Annotated in this window: 10 protein-coding genes; 7 read left to right on the top strand and 3 right to left on the bottom strand. The window is 63.4% G+C overall.

Translation table 11 applies throughout. The annotated features are described in order from the left end of the window. Positions 1–342: 342 nt before the first annotated feature. Positions 343–2667 (bottom strand): alpha-xylosidase, encoded by a 2325-nt coding sequence (yicI, locus tag H7C19_RS33995; RefSeq protein ID WP_185673532.1) that lies wholly within the window; start codon positions 2665–2667, stop codon positions 343–345. Positions 2668–2789: 122 nt separating this feature from the next. On the opposite strand from yicI, the gene H7C19_RS33990 reads away from it, so the two are divergent. Then, the gene (locus H7C19_RS33990; RefSeq protein WP_185673531.1) at positions 2790–3662 is read left to right on the top strand and encodes an AraC family transcriptional regulator; all 873 of its coding nucleotides are present in this window, start codon (positions 2790–2792) and stop codon (positions 3660–3662) included. Positions 3663–3719: 57 nt separating this feature from the next. On the opposite strand, the gene H7C19_RS33985 is transcribed toward H7C19_RS33990, so the two are convergent. After that, entirely contained in the window at positions 3720–4037 is a 318-nt protein-coding gene (locus H7C19_RS33985) for a DUF2627 domain-containing protein (protein ID WP_185673530.1), read from the bottom strand. Positions 4038–4206: 169 nt separating this feature from the next. On the opposite strand from H7C19_RS33985, the gene lpdA reads away from it, so the two are divergent. The 5 genes from lpdA to lipB all read left to right on the top strand — a co-directional run bounded on the left by lpdA (position 4207) and on the right by lipB (position 10226). Further along, positions 4207–5640 carry a dihydrolipoyl dehydrogenase gene (lpdA, locus tag H7C19_RS33980; protein WP_185673529.1) on the top strand — a complete coding sequence of 478 codons (1434 nt, stop codon included), beginning with the start codon at positions 4207–4209 and terminating at the stop codon, positions 5638–5640. Between the two features lie 213 nt (positions 5641–5853). Then, the gene (locus tag H7C19_RS33975) at positions 5854–6888 is read left to right on the top strand and encodes a thiamine pyrophosphate-dependent dehydrogenase E1 component subunit alpha (protein ID WP_185673528.1); all 1035 of its coding nucleotides are present in this window, start codon (positions 5854–5856) and stop codon (positions 6886–6888) included. A gap of 2 nt (positions 6889–6890) precedes the next feature. After that, complete coding sequence (locus tag H7C19_RS33970) at positions 6891–7877, top strand: alpha-ketoacid dehydrogenase subunit beta (RefSeq protein WP_185673527.1); 987 nt, start codon at positions 6891–6893, stop codon at positions 7875–7877. A 25-nt stretch (positions 7878–7902) separates the two neighbouring features. Then, positions 7903–9348: a dihydrolipoamide acetyltransferase family protein gene (locus tag H7C19_RS33965; protein ID WP_185673526.1), complete on the top strand. Its 1446-nt coding sequence runs from the start codon at positions 7903–7905 to the stop codon at positions 9346–9348. Positions 9349–9524: 176 nt separating this feature from the next. After that, positions 9525–10226: a lipoyl(octanoyl) transferase LipB gene (gene lipB / locus H7C19_RS33960; protein WP_185673525.1), complete on the top strand. Its 702-nt coding sequence runs from the start codon at positions 9525–9527 to the stop codon at positions 10224–10226. Here the strand turns inward: lipB and prli42 are convergent. Further along, on the bottom strand, positions 10189–10296 hold the full coding sequence (gene prli42 / locus H7C19_RS35600; protein WP_313732058.1) for a stressosome-associated protein Prli42: 108 nt from the start codon (positions 10294–10296) through the stop codon (positions 10189–10191). The two genes, lipB and prli42, sit on opposite strands and share 38 nt — an antisense overlap. A 72-nt stretch (positions 10297–10368) precedes the next feature. Between prli42 and H7C19_RS33950 the strand changes: the two genes are divergently transcribed. Continuing rightward, positions 10369–11502: a M20/M25/M40 family metallo-hydrolase gene (locus tag H7C19_RS33950; RefSeq protein WP_185673523.1), complete on the top strand. Its 1134-nt coding sequence runs from the start codon at positions 10369–10371 to the stop codon at positions 11500–11502. Positions 11503–11670 lie beyond the last annotated feature (168 nt).

Raw genomic sequence — 11670 nt, 5'->3', positions numbered from 1 at the left:
CGTATGTAAACTACCTACATTAGTGGTCGGCGAGCTAGAGCAGCGAATGTGAGGAAATAAATGACCTACATTGGCGGTCGGCGAGCTAGAGCAGCGAATGTGCAGAAATAAATGACCTACATTGGCGGTCGGTTAGCTGGAGCGGTGAATGTGTGCATTTGGTTATGTCATGGCGAAAACGCGCCATGGGACTGTTCCTCCAGGCTCAATCGGCTTTCTGGATAGTTCAATTTGCGTTTCCGGCGAGGGGAGATCCAAGTTTCGTACCCTAAAACGGGCTTCAGCAATAAAAAGGCGATCCCCCTCGTTCAGGGGATCGCCTTTGCTGCTTGCGCGGGAGCCTTACAGCTGGATCTGCAGCCGCGTCGCGCCGGACGCCGGCACGATGACGACGCCTTCCGCGCTTGGCTGCGCCGTGCCTCCGTCGACGCCGGAGACGGTGGAGACGCCGCGGAGCAGCAAACGCCATTCGGCCGCTTCGCCGCGAGTCTCGAGGCGAAGGATCTCGCCTTCGCGGCTGCCGGAGACGAAGAACCGTTCGTTCCCGCGGCTGTCCGGGACGGACGCCGAGAAGGATGCGCCGGACTTCGGTGCGAACAGGTGGAAGACCGCGCCGTCCGCATAATCGTAATCCGGGCGGGAATCCTCGCGTCCGACGGGGATGAGCGCGCCTTCGCGGGCGAAGAGCGGCAAGCCCATGTAGTCGTAATGCTCGCGCCGCCAAGCGCCGCCTTCGACCTGCTCGCCCGTGAGGAAGTGCGTCCACGTTCCTTGCGGGAGATAGTAGGCCGACTCGCCTTCCTCGTTGAAGATCGGAGCGACGAGCAGCGAATCGCCGAGCATGTACTGGCGGTCCAGGTAGTCGCAAGCCGCGTCTTCCCCGAACTCCAGCACCATGGCGCGCATCATCGGCAGCCCTTGCCGCGAAGCGACGGCCGCTTGTCCGAACAGATACGGCATCAGGCGGGCCTTGAGCTTCGTGAAGTGCCGGAGCACGTCGACCGCTTCCTCGTCGAACAGCCACGGCACCCGGTACGACGTGCTGCCGTGCAAGCGGCTGTGGCTGGAGAGCAGGCCGAAGGCGACCCAGCGCTTGTACAGGTCCGGCGTCGCGCTCTGCTCGAAGCCGCCGATGTCGTGGCTCCAGAAGCCGAAGCCCGACAGGCCGAGGGACAGGCCGCCGCGCAGGCTCTCCGCCATCGACTCGAACGTCGCCTCGCAGTCGCCGCCCCAATGGACCGGGAACTGCTGGCCGCCGGCCGTCGCGGACCGGGCGAACAAGGCGGCTTCACCAGGGCCGAGTTTCTCCTCGAGCACTTCGAAGACGACCTTGTTGTAGAGCTGGGTATAGTAATTGTGCATCTGCAACGGATCCGAGCCGTCATGGTAGACGACGTCGGTCGGGATCCGCTCTCCGAAGTCGGTCTTGAACGAATCGACGCCCATGTCGACGAGCGCGCGCAGTTTGTCTCCGAACCAGCGGCAGGCGTCGGGATTGGTGAAGTCGACGATGCCCATGCCGTACTGCCACAGATCCCATTGCCAGACGCTGCCGTCCTGCCGCTTCAGCAGATAGCCTTGCGCCATGCCTTCGTCGAACAGCGGGGAGCGCTGCGCGATGTAGGGGTTGATCCAGACGCAGATCTTCAGCCCCTTGGCCTTCAGCCGCGCGAGCATGCCCTGCGGATCCGGGAACACGCGCGCGTCCCACTCGAAGTCGCACCATTGGTATTCCTTCATCCAGAAGCAGTCGAAGTGGAAGACGGAGAGCGGCAGATCGCGCTCGGCCATGCCGTCCACGAAGCTGTTCACCGTCGCCTCGTCGTAGTTCGTCGTGAACGACGTCGTCAGCCACAGGCCGAACGTCCAGGAAGGCGGCAGAGCGGGCTTGCCGGTCAGCGACGTATAGTTGCCGAGCACCGCCTTGAGCGAGCCCCCGCCGATGATCATATACTCGAGCATCTCGCCTTCGACGCTGAATTGGGCTTTGGATACTTTCTCCGAAGCCACTTCGAACGACACGAGCTCCGGATGATTGACGAACACCCCGTAGCCGCGGTTCGTCACGTAGAACGGGATGTTCTTGTAGGCTTGCTCGGACGCGGTCCCGCCGTCCTGGTTCCAGATGTCGACCGTCTGGCCGTTCTTCACGAACGCGGAGAAGCGCTCTCCGAGGCCGTAGACGGTCTCGCCCACGGCGAGATCGAGCTGCTCGCGGAAATGATGGCGGCCGTCCTCGCCCCGCACGAAAGCGGTCTGACGGAAGCCGCTGCCCGTCAATTTACGCCCTTCGTACGTATAGGCGATCTTCAACTGATGCGATTTGGCGATCGTCACGGTCGTGCGGCCGCTCGTCAGCGAGACGGCGTCCTCGCCGTCTGCGATGGCGACGGGCGCGGTGCCACCGGTCAGGAGCGGGAACGCGTCGGGCGACCGGCGCTTGCGACCTCTATGATGGTAGAGACGCACGCGGATAACGTCCGGCAGCGGAGAGTCGAACTCCATCGTCGTGAGCGCTTCGTTAAGCGTATTGCCGCGGTGCTCCAGATGACGGTGCGGCGCGTACACCCGCAGCTTGTCCTGCCCGGCCTCCACGCTGTGCACTTCGTACGGACTGAGCACCTCGTAGCCTTTGCGAGTCATCCAATAGCCGTCGCTGAACTTCATCTTCATCCATCCCTTCGGGTTGATGTTTCGGTACCTGTCTCTTTAATAGAATACCGATTGATATCCCGCGGCTCTTGCATTATTATGCTCATTAATAACACGATTCTGAGCATAGGGATGGGATGGACGTCAAACCTTTAAGAGAGAACCGACTGCACGGCAACCCGGGCTTCCCCGTCGGTTTCTATCGAATCGAGCGAACGGCCGGCGAGTCGATCCTCGACAACCATTGGCACGAAGAGATCGAATTCCTCATGGTGACGTACGGCAAGGCGATCTTCCAGATCGGACTCGCTTCCTATGAATTAAAGGCGGGCGAAGCGATCTTCATCCCGGGCGGGGAGCTGCACGGCGGTTTTCCGCTAGAAGAAGCCCCTTGCACGTACGAGGCGGTCGTCTGCGACCTGGGCTGGCTGATCGGCAGCGGGGATCAGATGGCGAAGCGCTACCTGCTGCCGCTGCAGCGGGGGTTGCTGTCGCTCCCCTCGCATTGGACGGCGGACGCCGAGTGGGGACCGAAATTGCTGACGCAGTTGCGGACCGTGCTGGACCTGGAGGCGTCGGACGACCCGGCCCGGGAACTCCGCGTCAAGATCGGGCTGCTCGCCCTGTTCGCCGACTTGATCTCGCGCGGGTTGATGCAGAGCAAGCATCCGGGCGAGCCGTCCGAGCGGCGCGCCGCGGAACGGTTGAAGAACGTGCTGCTGTTCATCGAGGCGCACTTCGCGCGCAGGTTGACCGTCCGCGAGCTCGCGGACGTCGCGGGGATGAGCGAAGGGCACTTCAGCCGGGTGTTCCGCACGTATATGCGGCAGACGCCCATCGCCTATCTGAACCGGTACCGCATCCGTCATGCGGCCGGACGGCTGCTGGATTCGGACCTGACGATATCGGAGGCGGCGCTCGAGTCGGGATTCGACAACTTCAGCTACTTCATCAAGCTGTTCCGCGCGGTCTACGGCTGTACGCCCAAAGCGTATCGGAACCGTCCGTGAACGCGCATTAAAGAGGCTCTCCGCGGGAAACGCCGGAGAGCCTCTGCCGTTATTCGATTATTCCGAAGGTTTGCCGTTCTCTTGCGGGCGCGGGGGCCGAGGAGGCCGCTTGGCGCGGAAGCGCGAAGAGACATAGTTATGCTTGCGGTCCCGGAAAAAGATCCAACCGCCTATAAATCCTACGCCGATCAGGAATAAGATAAATCCGAGCGCGAAATGCAGCCAGGCGAATTCCGGGTTCGGGAGCTTCACGTTGCCGAGCTGCGCGAAGTAATCCCAGAGCGCGTCCTTCATCAGCAAAAAACCGTAGGCGGCTGCAAGGCCGGGAATGACAAGCAGTAAAACGGCGATCAGGCGCGATACGACGAGCTTCAACGGACAGGTTCACCTTCCTCTCCTCTTCTCCTATCATACCGATTCGGAAGGAGGATGTCCACGCCGAAGCCGCATGGCGGGCGGCTTTGTCCCGTTCGTCAAAAAAAGGTACAATAGATCGTGCAGTATACATACGAACTACCGGAACAGGAATGCGGAGGGGAAAACGATGCCAATCGAAGTCGATGTCGCCATTCTCGGCGGGGGACCGGGCGGATATACGGCCGCGGTGCGCGCGGCGCAAGCCGGGCGAAGCGTCGCGATCATCGAGCAAGATAAGTTGGGCGGGACCTGCCTGCACCGGGGATGTATCCCGAGCAAGGCGCTGCTGCGCAGCGCGGAAGTATTCGCGGAGGTCGGACAAGCGTCTTCATACGGCATTCGGCTGCCGGAGGGCGCGCCGGAGGTGGACTGGCGGCAGGTGATGCAACGCAAGGACGGCATCGTCGAGCAGCTGCATCGGGGCGTCCAGACCCTCATGAAGATGAACAAGATCCAGGTGATTCAGGGCAGCGGCCGCATCATCGGGCCGTCGATCTTCTCCCCGCGCAGCGGCGCGGTGGCGGTGCAACTGGAGGACGACGAATCGGAGACTGTCGTGCCGCGCAATCTCATCATCGCGACGGGCTCGCGTCCCCGCAAGCTGGAGGGACTGCCCTACGACGGCTTGCACGTCGTGACGAGCGACGAAGCGCTCGCCTGGACGTCGCGTCCGGCGTCGATCGTCATCGTCGGCGGGGGCGTCATCGGCGTCGAGTGGGCGTCGATGCTGTGCGACTTCGGCACGGAGGTGACGCTCGTCGAGACGGCGGAGCGGCTCGTGCCCGGCGAGGACAAGGACGTATCCGCGGAGCTGGCGAAGCAGCTGCAGAAGCGCGGCGCGAAGGTGTTGCTGGGCGCGAAGCTCGATGCGGCAAGCTGCGCTGTCGCGGACGGCGGCGTCACGGTCCGGGTCGAAGCGGACGGACGGACGGAGACGCTGTCGGCGGAACGGATGCTGGTGTCCGTGGGCCGTCAAGGCAACGTCGAGGGCCTCGGCTTCGAGAACACGGACGTGAAGACCAGCAACGGATTCGTCGCGGTCAACCCGGCCACGCTGCAGACGGGCGAACCGCACATCTACGCGATCGGCGACGTCATCGGCGGCGTCCAGCTGGCGCATGCGGCCATGCACGAGGCGCACGTCGCCGTCGATCATCTGCTCGGGCGGTCCTATCCGCGCGCGGCGGACCGCGACATTCCGCGGGCGATCTATTCGCGTCCCGAAGCGGCTTCGATCGGCTGGACGGAGGAAGCGGCGAAGGCGAACGGCTTCGACGTCCGCACGGCCCGGCTGCCGCTGCGCATCCTGGGCAAGGCGCTCGTTCACGGCGAAGCGGACGGCTTCGCCAAAGTCGTGGCCGACCGCGCGAGCGGCGATCTGCTCGGCGTGCACTTCGTCGGCGCGCATGCCACCGAGCTCGTCGCCGAGGCTTCGCTGGCGAAGCTGCTCGACGCGGTGCCTTGGGAGATCGGCCGCGCGATTCACCCGCATCCGACGCTGTCGGAGGCGATGCAGGAAGTGATGCAGGCGCTCGAAGGGAACGCCGCGCACGGTTCATAAGAGGGCGCGCGCCTTGCGCGGCGCGCCAGAGCAGCGGTTTCGCCAGGGCAGCATCGGCGAAGCCGTTTGCCTTATCCGCCCCCGCGCGCTGGGCTTGGCGGCGGGGGCGCGGAACGACCGTTTCCTTTTGCCGAGGAAGGATGTATAATAGGTTCTAGGTGTTAGTATTAAGACCAGGTTTTAAAACTAAGTCAAAGCCAGGAGGGACGCGCCATGACCCGGAAAGGCTCCGTCCAGCAGCAAGCGAGACATGCGCTGCTCGGATTAAGCGACGAGCGAGTCGTTCAAATGTATGAGACGATGATGCTGGCTCGGCGTTACGATGAGAGAGGGCAGCTGCTGCAACGCGCGGGGAAGGTGAACTTCCACATCTCCGGCATCACGCAGGAGCCGTCGCAGGTTGCGATGGCGTTCGCGATGGATCTGGACAAGGACTATTTTTTGCCTTACTACCGGGATTACGGCTTCGTGCTCGCGGTCGGCATGACCGTGAAGGAACTGATGCTGTCCCTGTTCGCGAAGGGCGAGGATCCGAACAGCGCCGGACGCCAGATGCCCGGCCACTTCGGCCACAAGCGCCTGCGCATCGTCACGGGCTCCAGTCCCGTCACGACCCAGGTGCCGCATGCGGTCGGCATCGCGCTGGCCGCGAAGATGAGAGGCGACCGCAGCGTGTCGCTGGTCTCGTTCGGGGAGGGCTCGAGCAACCAAGGCGACTTCCACGAAGGCTGCAACTTCGCCGGCGTGCATAAGCTTCCGGTCATCTTCGTTTGCCAGAACAACGGATACGCCATCTCCGTCCCGATGTCCAAGCAGTCCGCCGGCCGCATCAGCGACCGGGCGCTCGGCTACGGGTTCCCGGGCATTCGCGTGGACGGCAACGACCCGCTCGAGGTCTACCGCGTCTTCAAGGAAGCGCATGAGCGCGCGATCGCGGGCGAGGGGCCGACGCTGGTCGAGATTATGACGTACCGCGTAACGCCGCACTCCACCTCCGACAACGATATGGCCTACCGCACGAAGGAAGAGGTCGATCTGCACAAGGCGAAGGATGCCGTGCCGGCTTTCCGCGCCTATCTGACGGAGCACGGGCTCTGGTCGGACGAGCGGGAGCAGGAGCTGCAGACCCGTTTGCGCGCGATGATCGACGAAGCGACGACTTATGCCGAACGGGCGCCGTTCCAGCCGGTAGAGGACGCGTTCCGTTACGTCTACGCCGAAGTTTCGGTTCACGGGGAGGGGCGCTGACGATGGCAGTCATGGAATATATCGAAGCGATTCGGTCGGCTATGAAAGAGGAGATGGAGCGCGACGCCAGCGTGTTCGTGCTCGGCGAGGACGTGGGCCTAAAGGGCGGCGTGTTCGGCACGACCAAGGGACTGCAGCAGCAGTTCGGGGAGATGCGGGCGCTCGATACCCCGCTCGCGGAATCCGCCATCGCCGGCGTCGCGATCGGCGCGGCGATGGTCGGCATGAAGCCGATCGCGGAGATGCAGTACTCGGACTTCATGTTCCCCGCGACCAACCAGATCATCAGCGAAGCCGCGAAGATCCGGTACCGCTCGAACAACGACTGGGAATGCCCGGTCGTCATCCGCGCGCCGATCGGCGGCGGCGTGTTCGGCGGCCTGTACCATTCGCAGTGTCCGGAATCGGTGTTCTTCGGGACGCCGGGTCTGAAGATCGTTGCACCGGCGACGGCGTACGATGCGAAGGGGCTGCTGATCGCGGCGATCCGCGATCCGGATCCGGTCCTCTACTTCGAGAACAAGAAGTGCTACCGCTTCGTGAGCGACGAAGTGCCCGAAGGCGACTATACGGTGCCGATCGGCAAAGCGAACGTGCTGCGCGAAGGACGCGACATCACCGTCATCGGCTATAGCTTGCCGCTGCACTTTGCCATGCAGGCGGCCGAGGAGCTCGCCCGCGAGGAAGGCGTCGAGGCGCACATCCTCGATCTGCGGACGATTCAGCCGCTCGACCGCGAGGGAATTCTCGAGGCGGCGGCCAAGACCGGCAAGGTGCTCATCGTGCATGAGGACAACAAGACGGGCGGCGTAGGCGCCGAAGTGGCCGCGATCATCGCGGAGGAGCTGCTCTACGACCTCGACGCGCCGATCCGCCGGCTGTGCGGGCCGGACGTGCCGGCGATGCCGATCAATCCGCCGGGCGAGAAGCACTACATGCTGAACAAAGACAAATTAAAAGCGGCGATGCTGGAGCTGGCGCGCTACTGATCGGCGCCTGAAAGGAGCGGGAACGATGCCTAAGCAGTTGACAGAAATCATCATGCCGCAGTTGGCGGAATCGCTCGTGACGGCGACAGTCGAACGATGGCTGAAGCAGCCGGGCGATACGGTAGAGATGTACGAGCCGATCTGCGAGCTCATCACCGACAAAGTGAACGCGGAGCTCCCGTCGACCGTCCGCGGGGTGCTCGTGAAGGTGTTGGTCGGCGCCGGGGAGACGATCGACGTCGGCTCGCCGATCTGCCTGATCGAGACGGAGGCCGCCGAGATCTACGCGGAGATTCCGGGCGGCGCGGCGGCGGCCGGCCTGCCCGCTACCGCCGCGCAGGAGGCCGCGGAATCGTACGCGGCGGCCCCGGCGCCGAGCGCCGGCAATCCGCAGGATGCAGGCGCCGGCGCGAACGCGCCGATGCGCCATCGCTACTCGCCGGCCGTGCAGTCGCTGGCCGCCGAGCATCGGATCGATCTGAACCGCGTAGCGGGTACGGGCGCCGGCGGGCGCATTACGCGCGCCGACGTGCTGGCCGCGGTGCAAGCCGGCGGGGCCGGTTCCGCCGACCGCGCGGCCTCTGCGCCGGCAACAGCGCCTGCGACAGCCGCCCCGACGCCCGCACAGAACGCGCCGGCCGCATCGGCTCCCGCGGCCGCCGCGCAGCTGGCGCCGATGGACCCGCGAATGCCGGTCCGATCCTCCGGGCTGCATCTGTCCGAATCGCCGCGCATCCCGTCCGTCGAGATCGAGGGCCAAGAGCTCCCGGGGCGCGGCGAGTATATGATCGACGTTACGCCGATCCGCAATACGATCGCGAGCCGCATGCGTCAGAGCGTCACCGAGATCCCGCACGGCTGGATGATGATCGAGGTCGACGTGACGAACCTCGTCGTGCTGCGCAACAAGCTCAAAGACGAATTCACGAAGCGGGAAGGGATCAATCTGACGTACATGCCGTTCCTGTGCAAGGCGGCGGTCAGCGCGATCAAGGACTACCCGATCATGAACTCGGTCTGGGCGACGGACAAGATCATCGTGAAGCGCGAGATCAACCTGTCGCTGGCCGTCGGGACGGAAGATTCGGTCATCACGCCGGTCATCCGCAACGCCGACCAGAAGAGCATCGCCGGGCTCGCGCACGAGATCGACGATCTCGCCCGCCGCACCCGCGAAGGCAAGCTGAAGCTGAACGATCTGCAAGGCGGAACGTTCACCGTGAACAATACCGGCTCGTTCGGTTCCGTCCTGACGCAGCCGATCATCAACTATCCGCAAGCGGCGATCATGACGTTCGAATCGATCGTGAAGCGTCCGGTCGTCATCAACGACATGATCGGCGTCCGCTCGATGGTGAACCTGTGCCTGTCGCTGGATCACCGGATCCTCGACGGCGTCATCTGCGGCCGGTTCCTGCAGCGGGTCAAGGAGAATCTCGAGAGCTACGGCTCGGACACCAAGCTATATTAAGACGGCGGCCGCCGGCATCCCGGCGGCCGGAGGACAAGGCTGTCCCGGCCGCCGAGGCGAACTCGCGGGCCGGGACGGCCTTTAACGTTCGCCGGCGGACGCGCCGCGAACCGCCGATTGCGGGGCCGGATTCGGTTGCGCTACAATAAGGGGTGGAAAGGGAGGCGAAGCCGAAGATGAAGACGCTGCACGCCGCGTACTTGTCGCGGATCGACTATGGGGAAGCGTGGGAACTGCAAAAAGCGCTCATCCGGGAGATCGACACGGAGGCGCGCGGAGATACGCTGCTGATGCTCGAACATCCGCCGACCTATACGGTCGGCACCGACCGTCATCCCGAACACCTGCTCCTCGGGCCGGAAGAGCTGCATCGGCGCGGCATCTCGGTCTACGAGATCGACCGCGGCGGGGACATCACCTACCACGGTCCCGGACAGCTGGTCGGCTACCCGCTGCTCTATCTGGAGGCGGCAGGTCTCGACCTACATAAGTACCTGCGCGAGCTCGAGGAAGCGATCATCGGCCTGCTGGCGGAATTCGGCCTGCAGGGCGGCCGCAAGCCGGAATATACGGGCGTCTGGGTCGGGGATCGCAAGATCGCCGCGATCGGCGTGAAGTTCAATCGGGCGCGCACCCGGCGCGGATTCGTCACGAGTCACGGCTTCGCGCTGAACGTGAAGAGCCAAGTCGCGCAGGACGGCTTTCAGGGGATCGTGCCTTGCGGCATCCAGGAATACGGCGTGACTTCGTTGGAGGCCGAGACCGGTCAAGCCCTGGATGTCGAAGCGATCGGGGAACGGCTAATGCCGCACTTCAAGCGCGTATTCGGCTATGATTCCGTCAGTCCAGAAACGATCCGATCGACATCAGTACGGTAGAAGCGAGCATGGCGATGAGCATGACGTAAATGACGATTTTAAACCAACGCGTCTGGTTCAACAGGATCATCCTTTGCGATAAGATTGACTGGATCATTCCTATTGTAACGTATTTCACACCTATATTCGAGGAGGCTTTCCGATGATTCAAAGAGAACGGCTGATTGCCGAGTTCATGGAATTGGTCCGCATCGACAGCGAGACGCGGCACGAGCAAGAGATCAGCAAGGCGCTCAAGGAGAAGTTCGGGGCGCTCGGCCTGGAGCTGTCGGAGGACGACGCCGCGGAGAAGACGGGTCACGGCGCGGGCAACCTGTTCGCGTGGCTGCCGGCCTCAGCCGGTCGGGAAGAGGTGCCCGCCCTGCTCTTCACCTCGCATATGGATACGGTCTCGCCGGGCCGCGGCATTCAGCCTCGCCTCGACGACGACGGCTTCATCCGCAGCGACGGCACGACGATCCTCGGCAGCGACGACAAGGTCGGCCTGGCCGCGATGTTCGAAGCGCTCCGCGTCCTGAAGGAGCAGAATCTGCCGCACGGCCCGATCCAGTTCGTCATCACGGTGGGCGAGGAATCCGGCTTGCTCGGCGCACGGGCGATGGACGGCTCCCGTCTGCGCGCGAAGTTCGGCTATGCGCTCGATTCGAACGGCAGCGTCGGCGAGATCGCCGTCTCCGCGCCGACCAACTCGCGACAATACATCACCATCCGCGGCAAAGCCGCGCACGCCGGCGTCAGCCCCGAGAAAGGCATCAGCGCCATCCAGGTCGCCTCGAAGGCGGTCTCGCGCATGAAGCTGGGCCGGATCGACGAAGAGACGACCGCGAACATCGGCCGGTTCGAAGGCGGCGGAGAAGTGAACATCGTCGTCGACCAGATCAAGATCTTCGCCGAAGCGCGCAGCCGCGTGCAGGAGAAGATGGAGGCCCAAGTGGCGTCGATGCGCGAAGCCGTCGTCAGCGCCTGCGAAGAGTTCGGCGCCGAATACGAATTCGAGAGCGTCACGATCTACCCGGCTTATCACTACACCGAAGCGGACGAAGTCGTGCAGATCGCGAGCGAGGCCATCCGCGCGATCGGTCTCGCGCCGAGCACGTTCGCCACGGGCGGCGGCAGCGACGCCAACATGTTCAACGGCAACGGCATTCCGACCGTCAATCTGGCCGTCGGCTACGAAGAGATTCATACGACCAGCGAGCGGATCCGCGCCGACGATATCGTGAAGGTGACGGAACTCGTCGTGGCGATTGTCGCCGAGACGCTGAAGCATAAGTAACCGCAGGAAAAAGAAAGAAAAGAAAAAGAAAAAGAAAAAGAAAAAGACTGGCTTGCTCTGAACTGCACCCCGTCAAGTAGACAGTACAAATAAGTAAAGTATTAGGCGGCCTTCGTCCTGTATTCCATGGGACTGAGGCCGTTTAATTGTATGTATTCAGGTAGTATC

Origin of the sequence: Cohnella nanjingensis, assembly GCF_014212125.1 — a bacterium.
GTDB lineage: Bacteria > Bacillota > Bacilli > Paenibacillales > Paenibacillaceae > Cohnella > Cohnella nanjingensis.
Note: the sequence above shows the minus strand (reverse complement) of the source record. Positions and strands in the feature narration are given on the sequence as shown.